The following is a 12981-nucleotide window of genomic DNA, read 5'->3' on the forward strand; positions in this document are numbered from 1 at the left end:
GGCCTAAAGCAGAAATTAACCGTCTCGCTCTATCGCGGGAGAATATGCAGGTCGAGCCGTCTCGCAGCGAATTGGCCGTCTTCACGGACGGAGCGATGGAGCTTGCCCTGTTGCGTGACATGTCAGGCGTAGACCCAGTCGGCGAGCGGGCCGCGATCGAGCTGATCCGGCGCGCGCGGGTCGATTATCTGAACGCCCTGCCGATCGCGGCGGCGATCGTCACCCAGAAGCCCGACGGCGCGATCGAGCTGCTCGCCAACGAGCGGTTCGAGATGCTGGATTCGCTTTCCGGCATCATCCCGATCCGCCCCGGCGCGGCCGCCCCCCTGATCGAGCGCGAGCCGCTGAAGCGTGCGCTCCAGACCTTCCTGGCCGGCGACAAGCGTGGCCACGAATTCGGCTGGCAGGATGGCGACGGCGTGGGCGGGCGCCATTTCGTCGTCCGGCTGGGCCGGCTTTCCGCTTATGACGACGGCACGCGGCGCTGCGTGCTTTCGCTGATCGATCGCACCGCCGAGGTGGAGAACGAACGCAGCCTGCGCGCCGAGATGACCCATGACAGCCTGACCGGGCTGCCCAACCGGGTCGCGTTCGGCGAGGCGCTGGACGCGGTGCTGGCCTGCGACGATCCGGTGGGCCACGCCGTGCTGATCGTCGATCTCACCCGGTTCAGCCGCATCAACGAGAGCATGGGATCGATCGCCGGGGACGAGCTGATCATCACCGTCGCGCGGCGGATGGTCGCATCGTTGCGGGCGGGCGACATGCTGGCGCGGATCGGCGGCGACGAATTCGCCATCCTGCTGACGCTGACGGACGGGCCGGGGGATGCCCTGCACGCCGCGCGGCGCATCCAGGCGACGATGACCGCGCCGTTCCGCATTTCGGACCTGGAGATACGGATCGACTGCGCGATCGGCTGCGCGCTGGTGAGCGACCGGGCGGCGGGCGCGGAGGATCTGGTGCGCAACGCCCAGTTCGCGCTGAAACGGGCCAAGGCATCGGGCCGGGTGGAGGTGTATCAGCCTGGCGAGGTGAGCAAGGCGCGGCACCGCTTCAGCCTGGAGACCGAGCTGCGCCGCGCGATCGACAGCGATTCGCTGACCCTGGCCTTCCAGCCGCTGATCAACCTGCAGACCAATCGCGTCGCCGGTTTCGAGGCGCTGGCCCGCTGGGAGCATGAGGCGCTGGGGCTGATATCGCCGACCGAGTTCATCCCGGTCGCGGAAGAATCGGGGCTGATCGTGCCGCTGGGGCGCTGGGCGTTCGAAACGGCCTTGAGCACGCTCGCGCAATGGGATGCCACGCAGGGCGAGGCCGTGCCGATCCATATCGGCGTCAACGTATCCGCCATCCAGCTTGCCCGCGACGATGTTTCGAGCGCGGTGGAAGGGGCGCTCCGCCGCGCCGGGATCACCGGCGAGCGGCTGACGCTGGAGCTGACCGAAAGCTCGATCGTGCAGGACCCGGAACGGGCGACGCGCACCTTGCAGGGTTTGAAGGAACTGGATGCCAAGATCGCCATGGACGATTTCGGCACCGGCTATTCCTCGCTCGCTTATCTCCAGCGCCTGCCGATCGACATATTGAAGATCGACCGCAGCTTCGTGACGGGGATGCTTGGCGACCGCGATTCGGTGGCGATCGTGCGTGCGGTGCTGGGCCTGGCCGATGCGCTGGGCATGGATACCACCGCCGAGGGGGTGGAGACGTTCGAGCTGGCGCAGACGCTGGCGGCGCTGGGATGCAGCTGCGGCCAGGGCTTCTATTTCGCCCGCCCGCTCGCCGCCGATGAGGCGCTGGCTTACTGGCGTTCGCGCAACGCCTGATCGACCGCGGCCTGCGCCGCGCGGGCGGCCCACTCGCCATCGGGAAAACCCGCCGCCATCCAATCGCGCTCGATCGCCTGCAATGCCGCCGCCACCTGCGGGCCGGGGCGCAGGCCGAGCTTGACGAGATCGCCGCCCCTGAGCGGGAATGTCGGCCGATGCCAGCCGTCGAGCGCGGCGAGCGCGGCCGCCAGCTCGGCATCGCTCATGTCCGAAAGCAGCAGCAGATCGACCGCCGCGTCGGGATGGCGATAGGCGAGCGGGATCGGCGCCGTTTCCGGGGCGGGCGGGGCGGCGAGCAGCTCGATCCGCGCGCGCATCGCGTTGGACAGGCGCAGCCGCGATGCCACCTGCGCGGCGAGGGCCGGATCGCGCGGCAGCAGCGCGGCCAGGCGGCGCACGGGATCGGGCCGGGCCCCCGATCGCGTTTCCCTGTCGATCAGCCGCGTAAGCCGGGCGACGCCTTCCTCCCCGATTTCGGGCAGCACCGGCCGGAAGATGCCATGGGCGTGCATCAGCGCCACCGTGGGCGCGGGATCGGGAAGCGCGAGCAGCTTCAGAAGCTCGTCGGCGATGCGCTCGCGCGAAAGCGCCATCAGGTCGTTCGCGCGATCCGCGCAGGCGGCGAGACCGGGGCCGTCCGGGGCGCCGCGCCCGAAGCGGGCATGGAAGCGGAAGAAACGCAGGATGCGCAGATGATCCTCGGCGATTCGCACCAGGGGATCGCCGATGAAGCGCACATGGCCTTCGGCCAGATCCCCGACGCCGCCGAAATAATCGATCACCTCGCCGGATGACGGATCGGCGAACAGCGCGTTGATCGTGAAATCGCGGCGGGCGGCATCCTCGCGCCAATCATCGGTGAAGGCGACGGTGGCGCGGCGGCCGTCGGTGGAAACGTCGCGCCGGAGCGTCGTCACCTCGATCGTGGACCCCGGCAGGACGGCGGTGACAGTGCCGTGGGCGATGCCGGTGGGCACGGCCTTGAAGCCCGCCTTGCGGACGCGGGCGATCACCTCGTCCGGCAGCAGCCGCGTCGCGCAATCGACGTCGGATACGGCAAGCCCCAGCAGCGTATCGCGCACTGCGCCGCCGACATAGCGGATGGCGCCTTCGTCCGCGCCCAGCGCGGCAAGCAGATCGACGAGGCCGGCGCCGTGGCGCCAGGCCGCATCCGGCAGCAGCGTCGTCATAGCGGATAAGCGAGCCGGCGGCCGAGATTGACGAGCATCGCGGCGGTGGCGCCCCAGATGCGGCGGTCCTGCCAGGTGATCTCGAAATAGCGGCGCTCGCGCCCCTGCCACTCCACGGCCTGCTCGATATGGTTGGACGGCTCGAGCAGATAGGCCAGCGGCACCTCGAAGATGTCGGCGACCTCGGCGGGCTGGGGGACGAGCGGCAGATCGGGCGGCACGACGCCGATCACCGGCGTCACTTCATAGCCGGTGATGGTGCGATAGCGATCGGCCGTGCCCACCACGTCCACCCGCGCGCGGGGCATGCCGATCTCCTCCTCCGCCTCGCGCAGCGCCGCGCCGACGACGCCGTCGTCCCCCGGATCGACCCGGCCGCCGGGAAAGGCGATCTGGCCTGCATGGCGGCGCATCGTTTCGGGGCGCAGGATCATCAATATCGTCGGCTCGGGCCGATCGACGAAGGGCACCAGCACGGCGGCGGGCACGATCGGCTCGCCCGCCCGCAGGGCGAAATCGCCGTCGTCATGCTCAAGCAGCACCGGCGCCAGGGCCTGCCCGTCCCGCAATGCGGCGCGGAGCCGTTCGCTCAAGGTCATCATTCGGACTCCAGCGGGAAGAAGCGGCCATTGCTCCAGAGGCCGAGCGGCTCGCCCGCCTCCTCGATCGCGATGGCGGCGAGCTCATAATAGACCGGGCGCGCCACCAGCGCCTCCAGCCCGCCGCGCACGGCGAGATAGGGGTGGGGCCCATCGCCCTTGTCCTCGAAGCGCAGCGGATGGCCTTCGCCGGCGACGACGATGTCGCCGGTGTTGAGGCGGAAGGCGAGGCTGCGATCGCGCCCGGTGCCCTCGGTCTTCAGCTCCACGGCGAGGAAGGCCGCATCCTCGACATCGATGTCGAGCTTCTCGACCGGGGTGACGAGGACGTGCCGGCCATCGGGCTCGCGCCGGAGGATGCTGGCGAACAGGCGCACCATCGCCTCCCGCCCGATCGGCGATCCCTGGTGGAACCAGGTGCCGTCGCGGGCGATGCGCATGTCGCTGTGCCCGCAATGCGCCGGATTCCATTTCTCGACCGGCGGCAGCTTCCGCTCGGCCGCGAGGCGGGCGATCTCGGCGAGCGAAAGGCCGGTCAGGTCCTCGGGCGGGGGGCTCGTTTCGGGCATGGCGACCCGATTAGGCCATCCTCGCCTTCAGCGCAAAGCCGCCGCCGCCGCCTCCTGCCGCGGCCGGAGCGTTCCGCGCTCGGGAAGAGGGGCGGGGCCGCGCAGCCGCGCGAGCAGGCGGTGGCGCTCCACCGGGCCGGGCACGTCCCAGCCGCCGGTCCGGTCGGCGGAAAAGCCGAAGAAGCGCTCATAATATTCGGGGTCGCCGATCAGGACGAGCGCATCGGCATGGCCGGCATCGGCGGCCGCGAGCATCGCTTCCATCAGCATGCGGCCGATACCGTCCTTCTGCCGATCGGGCCGCACGGCGACAGGCCCCACCAGCACCATCGGCACGATGCGGCCATCCTCCGCCGCCAGCTCGACCGGCCAGCACTGGATCGTGCCGACCAGCTCGCCCGATTCGAAAGCCGCCAGCGACAGGGCCGGAATCTGCTCCGTCCCGCTTCGCAGCCGATAGGCGGTGCGGCCATGCCGATCGGTGCCGAAGGCGGCATCCAGCAATTGTTCGATGGCGGCGGGCGCGGCGGCGGCGATCGGAGCGAGCGTGATCAATCCTGGGGGGAGCTTTCCATGCTTCAGGTTTCGATTGCGCGCGCCCTTAGTGGTTCCGCCGCGAAAGGAAAGCGCGAATCGACTTGGGGAGGATGGAGGCGATTCGCGCCGGACGCCTTTTCCACAGCGTTCGTGGAAAGGGTTGTGGATAAGCCTGTGAGGGTGACGGGACTGGCAAGCCCCGCCTTGCCCGTGCCCGACTTGCCCGATTTTCAGGCAGCGGCTACCGCGTCCCCGAACCAAGCGAGATTTCCCACATGACCACCGCACCGATCCTCGACGGACTCGTTCCGGCATCCCTCGCGCCGAAGAAACGGCGCATCTTCCTTGAGGATTTCGACCTGCCGGTCGACATCGGCTTCCACGATTTCGAGGTCGGCAATCCGCAGCGCCTGCTGGTGACGGTGGAAGTGTGGATCGACGAGGCGAGCTTCGCGGCCGAGGACAATGTGTCCGCCGCGTGGAATTACGATTTCCTGCGCACCGAGATCGGCCGGCTGGCGAACAGCCGGCGGTTCAACCTGCAGGAGACGCTGGCGCGCGCCATCTACGATCTGATCGCGGCGCGCGCCGGGGTCACGGGCCTTCGGGTTTCCACGCGCAAGCCCGATATCTATGCCGATTGCGCGGCCGTCGGCGTGGAATTGTCCTCTTTTTAGGCAGTGGCCTTTCGGGTTGCCTGCCAGTGCGTTGGCCGCGCGGTATCATTGCGGTGAGCGCAATATAAGTGGTTCAGCGAGCGGGAAAATTCCGCTCGCAGGGTTGGAGCCCCTCGATCACCACGCGATAATCGGCCCGCGCCGCATCCGCCTGCCGGGCGCCAAGATCGGCGGTGGAATTTTCCGGCAGTTCGGGCGGCAGCGTGCAGGCCAGCCGATACCAGAGGAGGCTGTCGGGAGCGGGCGGGGCGGCGCTGTCGTCCACCATTTCGCCCAGCGCCACCGCCCAGCGCGGCGCCTCGCCCGGCCGGCGCAGAACGCTGAGGGAGACCGGCCGCCCGTCGTCCGTCCCCAGGAATATCTGCGTCTCGCTCTCGCCCGGCAGCGAGCCCGGCACGTGGAAGGCGTTGCCGACGCGGGTGATGTGCGGCGGCGCGTCCGTGGCGTTCAGGTCCCGCAGCACGCCGCGCACGCGCGCATCCTCCTCCTGCGACCAGGCGATCTGGCCGAAAGGCGCGGCCAGCCTTACCTCGCCCGGCCGGCCCGCCACGGCATCCACGAACAGCAGCAGCCGGGCCTTCTTGAGCTTGGGCGCCCGATTCGCGGCGTCGAGCGGCACGTCCGCCAGCCAGGAGATCTGGCCCGGCAATCCCTTCTTCCCGCCGAGAAGCGCGTTCAGATTCCCTTCAAGATAGAAGCGCTGGTGCCCGGCCGGAACATTTGCCGCGGCCGGGCCTTTTAGCTTGGTCGCCGCCGTCACCTCGACGTCGGCGACAGCGTCCGATGATTCCGCCAATCCGACCAGATCCGCATAGGTGAAGGCCGGATTTCCGACGATTCGCATATCTGGTTGCGCTACCGCCGGATTCGCGGAAAGCGCCGCCAGAAAAGCCAGGGCCAAGGTGCTCCGCCGCATGTCCACTCCTTAGTGTCAAATCTCCGCAGCCATTCGGAAACGGCCTCTCCGGCGGGTTTCGCACGGGGCATGCGGGACGTTCAAGCGTTGGACAAAGGAATTGCGTCGCCGAAAGTGTCGCGATAAGGACACACATCCCGTCAATAATTACTGAACGAAGACGGTACCCGCTGGATTATGTCGGGCCCGCCCCACGGGCAGCCCGTAGCCCGTGAAGCTTGTGGATTGGAGGGAGTGTCGTTCCTTAATGGCTTACGCTGATCAATCGATGAGCTCCCGCCGGGTCGTGGCGATCGCCATTGTCGCGCTGCTTCACGCAGTGATCGGCTATGCGTTCGTGACTGGCCTGGCATACAACGTCGTCAAGAAGGTCGCCCAGGATCTGAAGACCTTCGACGTCGAAGAGGAGCCACCACCCCCGGAGGAAGTGCCGCCGCCGCCGCCGCCGGATCAACCGGTGGAACCGCCGCCCGTTCTTGCCCCGCCCCCGATTGTGAGCGTGCCCAATCCCACGCCGCCGCCGGTGACGACGGTTCGGGAAGCGCCGCCCGTGGTCATCACGCCCACCGCGCCGCCGGCACCGCCGCCGCCACCGCCGCCTTCGCAGGCTGCCAAGGCGACCGAGCGTGGCAATTCGAGCCTTTGGGTCACCACCGACGACTATCCGTCGCGTGCGCTCCGTGAGGAACGCGAAGGCACCACCGGTGTCGCGTGGGACGTCGACGAGCAGGGACGCGTGGTGAACTGCCGCGTGACTTCGTCGAGCGGATCGCCCGATCTCGATGATGCGGCCTGCAAGAACATCACGCGCCGTGGCCGTTACAAGCCCGCGCAGGATGCGGCAGGCAATCCCATCGCTTCGAGCGGCTATACCCGCCGCGTTCGCTGGCAGATGCCCAAAGATTGATAGTGGCGAGAGCCGGATCGGCTGAAGCGATCCGGCCAGCCGATCCAACCAAATTCGACGAAGAGGAAGAACACCGAAATGGCTACCCCCGCTGCAGCGCCCCATGGCGGCGAAAACCCCTACGGCCTGATGGCCGCCCTGGAGCAGGGCGGAACGATCGCCTGGGCCGTCTTCATCATCCTGGTGGTGATGTCGGCTGCCTCCTGGTACATCATGTTCACCAAGCTGCTCGAGCAGCAGAAGATCCTGAACCAGGCCAAGCGCGTGCGCACCTCCTTCTGGGGTTCGCCGAGCCTGAAGGACGGCGCCGCCAAGCTCGAGAAGAACTCGGCCTATCGCCAGATCGTCGACGACGGCCTCCGCGCGCAGGACGAGCACACCAAGCTGATCGACCCGATCGACCAGCATGACTGGCTGCTCGGCTCGCTCGGCCGCAGCCAGCAGGCGATCAACTCGAAGCTCGGCAACGGCCTCGCCGTGCTCGCCACCGTCGGTTCGACCGCGCCGTTCATCGGTCTGTTCGGCACCGTGATCGGCATCTACCGCGCGCTCATCAAGATCGGCGCGGCTGGCCAGGCCTCGATCGACGCCGTCGCCGGCCCGGTCGGTGAAGCTCTGATCATGACCGCGCTCGGCCTCGCCGTGGCCGTTCCGGCCGTGCTCGGCTACAACTGGCTGATCCGCCGCAACAAGGTTGTCGCCGAACAGATCGCCGCCTTCTCCACCGACGTCCATGGCTACATGGTTTCGAACGGTGCCGTGAAGCCGGCGCTCCTCTCGGCCAAGCCGGCTGCTCCGGCCGCCGCCAAGCCGGCCGCGACCGCCACCAAGGCTTGATAATCGGCCCGGCGCGGCCTCCGATATCGGGGCCGCGCCGGAATGCCGGGTCGTTCCGTCGGCCACGCGCCGGCGAAATTTGAAGTAGGACAGGATCACACCTTATGGCCATGAGTGCCGGCCCCGCGGAGGGCAGCGACGCGCCGATGTCCGACATCAACACGACGCCACTCGTGGACGTCATGCTGGTGCTGCTTATCATCTTCCTCATTACCGTTCCCGTCGTTGTCCAGACGGTGCCAGTCGAACTGCCGAAGGTCGTGTTCGAGCCGACGACGACGAAGCCCGAGAACGTCTCGCTTTCGGTGCGCTCGGTCGATGGCAAGTGCGAAGTCTATTGGGGCCAGACCCTGGTGACGCCGCAGGAACTGCTCGACAGGGCGGTCGTCAAGCTGAAGGCCGAGATCGACAAGCAGGGCGGCCCGACCGCGCCTGGCATCGAACTGCCGGAAGCGCATATTCGTGGTGACGTGAAGACGCCTTACCGTTGCATCGGCGGCGCCATCTTCACCATGCAGCGGGCAGGCTTCGCGCGGGTCGGGTTCATCTCCCAGCCGCCGGCCGGCACCACCAGCCCGCGTCTCTGATCAGGAGTATCCATCATGGCAATGGCAGCAAGCACCACCGATGGTGAGCCGATGATGGACATCAACACGACGCCGTTGATCGACGTCATGCTGGTGCTCCTCATCATGTTCATCATCACCATTCCGATCCAGACCCACGCCGTGAAGCTGGATCTGCCGGTTGATGATCCCAGCCAGAAGACCCCGCCGCCGATCGATCCGGTCAAGAACAAGGTGACCATCGATCCCGCCGGCCAGGTGTTCTGGAACGGCAGCCCGGTGAGCCTCACCGTGCTGCGCCAGTATCTGGACCAGACGCAGACGATGAACCCGGTTCCTGAGCTGCACCTGCAGCCGGACCCCCAGGCGCGCTACGAAGTGGTGGACGAGGTTCTCGCCGTCACCAAGCGGGCCCAGGTCGAGAAGATGGGCTTCGTCGGCAACGAGGCTTACGGCAGCTGGTAAGCAGCCGCGCCAAGGCGTCGAATGTGAAAGAGGGGCGGTCCTGCGGGATCGCCCCTTTTTGCATGTGGGGTTTTCCTGCGCCGGGATGATTGGGGGCGGAGCAGGTTGCTCCGCCGGCTTACTTTCGGAGCAGTCCGCCGGCTTTAGGAGCAGTCCGCCGGATCAGACCCAGCGGCCTGCCGGATCAGATGACGACGAGCCGATCCTGGCCGAGAGACTGCAGCAGCCCGATCATGCCGCCCCATTCTATGCGGGGATCGAACCGGCCGGCGGTGGCGCCGATCAGGGCGAGGCCGCTCTGGCAGGCGGTGATCGCGACGCCGGCATCCAAGGCATCGGCGAATATGGCGGCGCGGGTGGGGAGCCCGGCGGCCGCATAGCGGGCGGCGTCCTCCGCAACCTCATCGGGCAGAAGCAGGGCCACGGCGCCTTCCTGCAGGAACAGCCGGGCGGTGCCGCCGAGGGCGGTCTGGGCCAGCGCCATCATCAGCGCGGTGCGGAAGCGTTCGCCGTCCGCGGTGGCGACGACGATGGTGAGGCCGGTCGGCGCGGCGGCGGGCGGCGATGTCATGGCCGGCGGTTATCCGGCGGCGTGGCGGCAGCCGCAGGCGGGATCCTTGGGCAGGGACAGCGTGCGGAAGCGGAAGGCGAGGGCGTCGATCAGCAGCAGGCGGCCGGCGGCGTCCTCGCCGAAGCCGGTGAGGGTGCGAATCGCCTCCATCGCGGCGAGGCTGCCGAGGACGCCGGTGAGCGCGCCGAGCACGCCCTGATCGGCGCAGCTTACATCGGGGCGATCGGGATCGTTGCCGACGAAGCAGCGATAGCAGGGCTTGTCCGCCTCCCACCCGCGATAGGTGGCGAGCTGGCCTTCGAACTGGCCGACAGCGGCGGATATCAGCGGGATGCGCAGGGCAAGCGCGGCATCGGCCACCGCCAGCCGCGTTCGGAAATTGTCGCACCCGTCGAGGACGACATCGTGCCCGGCGAGGAACTGCGCCGCATTTTCCGCCGTCACCCGTTCGGCATGGGTTTCGAGCTGCACGTCGGGGTTGAGCGCGGCCACCCGTTCGGCGGCGACATCCACCTTGCGGCGTCCCTCATCCGCCGTGCCGAACAAGGTCTGCCGCTGGAGGTTCGAGAGGGCGACGACATCATCGTCGAACAGGGTGATGTGGCCGATGCCGGCCGCAGCGAGATATTGGAGAGCGGGGGAACCGATGCCGCCCGCGCCGATCACCGCGACCCGGGCGGAAAGCAGCCTGAGCTGGCCCGCGCCGCCGATCTCGTGCAGCACGATATGGCGGGCATAGCGATCGAGCTGGGCGTCGCTCAGCGTCATCCGCGCGCGACCCCGGTGGAGCCGAAGCCGCCCAGGCCCCGGCCGGTGGTGGCGCTGAATTCATCGACCACGGCGAATTGCGGGCGCAGGATCGGGAGGAAGACGAGCTGGGCAATGCGATCGCCCGGCTCGATCAGGATGGGATCGCTGCCGGGCGGATTGCGGTTCCAGGTGCTGATGAAGATCTGGTTGGCATAATCGGCGTCGATGGTTCCGACCGCCTGGCCCAGCACCAGCCCCTTCTTGTGGCCCAGCCCCGAACGGGCGAGCAGGAAGGCGACCATGTTGGGATCGTTCATCAGCACCGCGATGCCCGAGGGGATGAGGATGGCGGGGGCCTGCGCCTCCACCGCGATCGGCGCGTCGATGCAGGCGTGGAGATCGATGCCGGCGGAAAGATCCGTCTGATATTGCGGCAGCCCCCATTCGGCGAGGCGCGGGTCCACGATCTTGAGTTCGATGGTGGGGCGCGGATCGAAGGACATGGAGCGGGCTTTCCTGAGCGGTGAGGTTGCCGGGTTAGGGCGCGGGCGACCTCGGTTCAAGCGTGAGAAGAGCCAGCAGCGCTTCGGCCAGCGGCAGCGACGATGCGGGGTTCTGGCCGGTGAGGAGATGCCCGTCGCGGACGACGAAGGGCGCGTCCGGCGGGCCGTGGCGGAAATCCGCGCCCAGCGCGCGCAGTCGATCCTCCAGCACGAAGGGGGCGAGGGTGACGAGGCCGGCCGCCTCGTCCTCCGCGTGGCTGAAGGCGGTGAGGCGGCGGCCGGCGACGAGCGGACGGCCATCGGGAGCCCGGCAGGCGGCGAGAGCGGCCTGGCCGTGGCAGACGAAGGCGATGGGCGTGGCGGCCGTGAAGGCGGTTTCGATCAGGGCGCGGGAATGGGGATCGGGGGCGAGATCCCACATCGGGCCGAGCCCGCCGGGATAGAAGATCGCGTCGAAGCCCTGGGGGAAGCCATGGGGGGCGATCGCGGCGAGGGGCCGGGTTGCGGCCAGGGCGGATTGCGCGGCGGCATCGGCGCGGAAGCGCGCGACCGAGGGCGGCACGGGCTCCACGGCATCGCCGGTGGGATCGGTGGGCACGGGGCCGCCCAGCGGCGAGGCGAGCGTGATCGCCGCCCCGGCATCGCGGAACAGGAAATAGGGGGCGGTGAATTCCTCGATCCACAGGCCGGTCGGGCGATCGCCGGCATGCGAGGTCAGCACGAACAGGATGCGCATGGGATTCAGGCGGTGAGGGCCGCGGCGATCCGATCGGCCAGACGGGTCGCCACCGCTTCCTTGGGAAGATCGGGCCAGCTTTCCACGCCGTCGGCGGTGACGATGTGGACGCTGTTGCGCGCGCCGCCCATCACGCTTTCGCCTTTCCCGCCGGAAACGTCGTTGGCGACGATCCAGTCCGCCCCCTTGCGGGCGCGCTTGGCGGTGGCGTGGGCGAGCACCTGCTCCGTCTCGGCCGCGAAGCCCACCACCAGCGCCGGCCGGCGCGGGCTGGCGGCGAGCGTGGCGAGGATATCGGGATTTTCGGCGAGCGCGAGCGCGGGCGGGGCGCCGCCGGGCTGCTTCTTGATCTTCTGATCGGCGGCGGCGACGTGCCAGTCGGCCACGGCGGCGACCATCACCGCCGCATCGGCGGGAAGCGCGGCATCGACGGCGGCCGCCATCTCGCGCGCGGTCTCCACGTCCACCCGATCGACGCCGGCGGGCGTTGGCAGGACGACAGGCCCGGCCACCAGCGTGATGCGCGCGCCGAGCGCGGCCAGCGCGCCGGCAATGGCGAAACCCTGCCGGCCGGAGGAGCGATTGGCGATGTAGCGCACCGGATCGATCGGCTCATGCGTCGGGCCGGCGGTGACGATGACGTGCCGGCCGGCGAGCGGGCGCGCGTTCGCCGGCAGGCGCTTCACCGGCGCGAGCTGGGCGGTGATCGCGGCGAGAATGGCTTCGGGATCGGGCAGGCGGCCGGGGCCATATTCCCCGCAGGCCATGGCGCCCTCGTCCGGTTCTATCACCGTCACGCCATCGGCGCGGAGCTGGGCGACGTTGCGGCGCGTGGCGGCGTGCTGCCACATGCGGACGTTCATCGCCGGGGCGGCCAGCACGGGCTTGTCGGTGGCGAGCAGCAGGGTGGTGGCGAGATCGTCGGCGATGCCGGCATTCATCCGGGCGAGCAGATTGGCCGTGGCCGGGGCGACCACCACCAGATCGGCCTCGCGGCTGAGCTGGATATGGCCCATCTCGGCCTCGTCCTTCAGATCCCACAGGCTGGTATGCACGGGCTGTTCGGAAAGCGCCGCCAGCGTCATCGGCGTCACGAACTGCTCGCCCGCCGCCGTGAGCACGCAGCGCACCGACATGCCCGCCTTGCGAATCAGCCGGATCAGCTCGCACGCCTTGTAGGCCGCGATCCCCCCGCCGACGATGAGGAGAATCCGATGCCCCGTCACGCGCGAAAATCCCCGGCTGCGGGAGCGAAGTTGAGGAAGTTGAGGATTGCCATCGCTGCATCCATGAAGCCGATCGGACGCGAAGTCGAGAGACGGGAGC

16 protein-coding genes are annotated in these 12981 nt (G+C 68.7%); 6 read left to right on the forward strand and 10 right to left on the reverse strand.

Annotated elements, in window-relative coordinates; all coding sequences use genetic code 11:
- The first annotated feature begins 44 nt into the window (after positions 1–44).
- A complete protein-coding gene (locus BHE75_RS05740) occupies positions 45–1829 on the forward strand; it encodes a putative bifunctional diguanylate cyclase/phosphodiesterase (protein WP_084652956.1) in 1785 nt (594 codons plus the stop codon).
- Here the strand turns inward: BHE75_RS05740 and BHE75_RS05745 are convergent.
- From BHE75_RS05745 to BHE75_RS05760, 4 genes are read right to left on the reverse strand one after another with little or no spacing between them, the layout of a single operon-like run.
- Positions 1805–3022: a CCA tRNA nucleotidyltransferase gene (locus BHE75_RS05745; RefSeq protein ID WP_070933035.1), complete on the reverse strand. Its 1218-nt coding sequence runs from the start codon at positions 3020–3022 to the stop codon at positions 1805–1807. The two genes, BHE75_RS05740 and BHE75_RS05745, sit on opposite strands and share 25 nt — an antisense overlap.
- The gene (locus BHE75_RS05750; RefSeq protein ID WP_015459735.1) at positions 3019–3621 is read right to left on the reverse strand and encodes a CoA pyrophosphatase; all 603 of its coding nucleotides are present in this window, start codon (positions 3619–3621) and stop codon (positions 3019–3021) included. Before BHE75_RS05750 ends, BHE75_RS05745 begins: the two co-directional genes overlap by 4 nt.
- The gene (locus BHE75_RS05755; protein ID WP_070933037.1) at positions 3621–4190 is read right to left on the reverse strand and encodes a DUF1285 domain-containing protein; all 570 of its coding nucleotides are present in this window, start codon (positions 4188–4190) and stop codon (positions 3621–3623) included. The genes BHE75_RS05750 and BHE75_RS05755 overlap by 1 nt, the downstream gene beginning before the upstream one ends.
- A gap of 27 nt (positions 4191–4217) precedes the next feature.
- Positions 4218–4745: a GNAT family N-acetyltransferase gene (locus BHE75_RS05760; RefSeq protein ID WP_070933040.1), complete on the reverse strand. Its 528-nt coding sequence runs from the start codon at positions 4743–4745 to the stop codon at positions 4218–4220.
- A 257-nt stretch (positions 4746–5002) separates the two neighbouring features.
- Between BHE75_RS05760 and BHE75_RS05765 the strand changes: the two genes are divergently transcribed.
- Positions 5003–5404, forward strand: a complete 402-nt coding sequence (locus tag BHE75_RS05765; RefSeq protein ID WP_015459738.1) for a dihydroneopterin aldolase — start codon at positions 5003–5005, stop codon at positions 5402–5404.
- 73 nt (positions 5405–5477) lie between these two features.
- Here BHE75_RS05765 and BHE75_RS05770 read toward each other — a convergent pair whose 3' ends face one another.
- Positions 5478–6248, reverse strand: coding sequence for a hypothetical protein (locus BHE75_RS05770; RefSeq protein ID WP_070933042.1), 771 nt, complete (start codon positions 6246–6248; stop codon positions 5478–5480).
- A 319-nt stretch (positions 6249–6567) separates the two neighbouring features.
- On the opposite strand from BHE75_RS05770, the gene BHE75_RS05775 reads away from it, so the two are divergent.
- From BHE75_RS05775 to BHE75_RS05790, 4 genes are all read left to right on the forward strand, one after another.
- Positions 6568–7227, forward strand: a complete 660-nt coding sequence (locus BHE75_RS05775) for an energy transducer TonB (RefSeq protein WP_041864952.1) — start codon at positions 6568–6570, stop codon at positions 7225–7227.
- A gap of 78 nt (positions 7228–7305) precedes the next feature.
- The gene (locus BHE75_RS05780; protein WP_015459741.1) at positions 7306–8064 is read left to right on the forward strand and encodes a MotA/TolQ/ExbB proton channel family protein; all 759 of its coding nucleotides are present in this window, start codon (positions 7306–7308) and stop codon (positions 8062–8064) included.
- Between the two features lie 104 nt (positions 8065–8168).
- Complete coding sequence (locus BHE75_RS05785) at positions 8169–8651, forward strand: ExbD/TolR family protein (RefSeq protein WP_015459742.1); 483 nt, start codon at positions 8169–8171, stop codon at positions 8649–8651.
- A 15-nt stretch (positions 8652–8666) separates the two neighbouring features.
- Entirely contained in the window at positions 8667–9095 is a 429-nt protein-coding gene (locus BHE75_RS05790) for an ExbD/TolR family protein (RefSeq protein WP_015459743.1), read from the forward strand.
- Positions 9096–9279: 184 nt separating this feature from the next.
- On the opposite strand, the gene BHE75_RS05795 is transcribed toward BHE75_RS05790, so the two are convergent.
- Genes BHE75_RS05795 through coaBC form a run of 5 tightly spaced genes read right to left on the reverse strand, consistent with a single transcriptional unit; the run spans position 9280 to position 12881 of the window.
- Entirely contained in the window at positions 9280–9666 is a 387-nt protein-coding gene (locus BHE75_RS05795) for a DsrE family protein (RefSeq protein ID WP_070933044.1), read from the reverse strand.
- Positions 9667–9675: 9 nt separating this feature from the next.
- Positions 9676–10434, reverse strand: coding sequence for a HesA/MoeB/ThiF family protein (locus BHE75_RS05800; protein ID WP_070933046.1), 759 nt, complete (start codon positions 10432–10434; stop codon positions 9676–9678).
- Positions 10431–10919 (reverse strand): dUTP diphosphatase, encoded by a 489-nt coding sequence (gene dut, locus BHE75_RS05805; RefSeq protein ID WP_015459746.1) that lies wholly within the window; start codon positions 10917–10919, stop codon positions 10431–10433. The genes BHE75_RS05800 and dut overlap by 4 nt, the downstream gene beginning before the upstream one ends.
- Positions 10920–10953: 34 nt before the next feature.
- Positions 10954–11655, reverse strand: a complete 702-nt coding sequence (locus BHE75_RS05810; protein ID WP_070933048.1) for a type 1 glutamine amidotransferase domain-containing protein — start codon at positions 11653–11655, stop codon at positions 10954–10956.
- Positions 11656–11660: 5 nt separating this feature from the next.
- Complete coding sequence (gene coaBC, locus BHE75_RS05815; protein ID WP_070933050.1) at positions 11661–12881, reverse strand: bifunctional phosphopantothenoylcysteine decarboxylase/phosphopantothenate--cysteine ligase CoaBC; 1221 nt, start codon at positions 12879–12881, stop codon at positions 11661–11663.
- Between the last annotated feature and the right edge of the window lie 100 nt (positions 12882–12981).

Source organism: Edaphosphingomonas haloaromaticamans (assembly GCF_001853345.1).
GTDB classification, from domain to species: Bacteria; Pseudomonadota; Alphaproteobacteria; order Sphingomonadales; family Sphingomonadaceae; genus Sphingomonas_E; species Sphingomonas_E fennica.

What these genes read in the sequence shown, in the direction of transcription:
- BHE75_RS05740 (WP_084652956.1), top strand. Translation starts at nt 45, where the DNA reads ATGCAGGTCGAGCCGTCTCGCAGCGAATTGGCCGTCTTCACGGACGGA.
- BHE75_RS05745 (WP_070933035.1), bottom strand. Translation starts at nt 3,022, where the DNA reads ATGACGACGCTGCTGCCGGATGCGGCCTGGCGCCACGGCGCCGGCCTC.
- BHE75_RS05750 (WP_015459735.1), bottom strand. Translation starts at nt 3,621, where the DNA reads ATGACCTTGAGCGAACGGCTCCGCGCCGCATTGCGGGACGGGCAGGCC.
- BHE75_RS05755 (WP_070933037.1), bottom strand. Translation starts at nt 4,190, where the DNA reads ATGCCCGAAACGAGCCCCCCGCCCGAGGACCTGACCGGCCTTTCGCTC.
- BHE75_RS05765 (WP_015459738.1), top strand. Translation starts at nt 5,003, where the DNA reads ATGACCACCGCACCGATCCTCGACGGACTCGTTCCGGCATCCCTCGCG.
- BHE75_RS05770 (WP_070933042.1), bottom strand. Translation starts at nt 6,248, where the DNA reads ATGCGAATCGTCGGAAATCCGGCCTTCACCTATGCGGATCTGGTCGGA.
- BHE75_RS05775 (WP_041864952.1), top strand. Translation starts at nt 6,568, where the DNA reads ATGGCTTACGCTGATCAATCGATGAGCTCCCGCCGGGTCGTGGCGATC.
- BHE75_RS05780 (WP_015459741.1), top strand. Translation starts at nt 7,306, where the DNA reads ATGGCTACCCCCGCTGCAGCGCCCCATGGCGGCGAAAACCCCTACGGC.
- BHE75_RS05785 (WP_015459742.1), top strand. Translation starts at nt 8,169, where the DNA reads ATGGCCATGAGTGCCGGCCCCGCGGAGGGCAGCGACGCGCCGATGTCC.
- BHE75_RS05790 (WP_015459743.1), top strand. Translation starts at nt 8,667, where the DNA reads ATGGCAATGGCAGCAAGCACCACCGATGGTGAGCCGATGATGGACATC.
- BHE75_RS05795 (WP_070933044.1), bottom strand. Translation starts at nt 9,666, where the DNA reads ATGACATCGCCGCCCGCCGCCGCGCCGACCGGCCTCACCATCGTCGTC.
- BHE75_RS05800 (WP_070933046.1), bottom strand. Translation starts at nt 10,434, where the DNA reads ATGACGCTGAGCGACGCCCAGCTCGATCGCTATGCCCGCCATATCGTG.
- dut (WP_015459746.1), bottom strand. Translation starts at nt 10,919, where the DNA reads ATGTCCTTCGATCCGCGCCCCACCATCGAACTCAAGATCGTGGACCCG.
- BHE75_RS05810 (WP_070933048.1), bottom strand. Translation starts at nt 11,655, where the DNA reads ATGCGCATCCTGTTCGTGCTGACCTCGCATGCCGGCGATCGCCCGACC.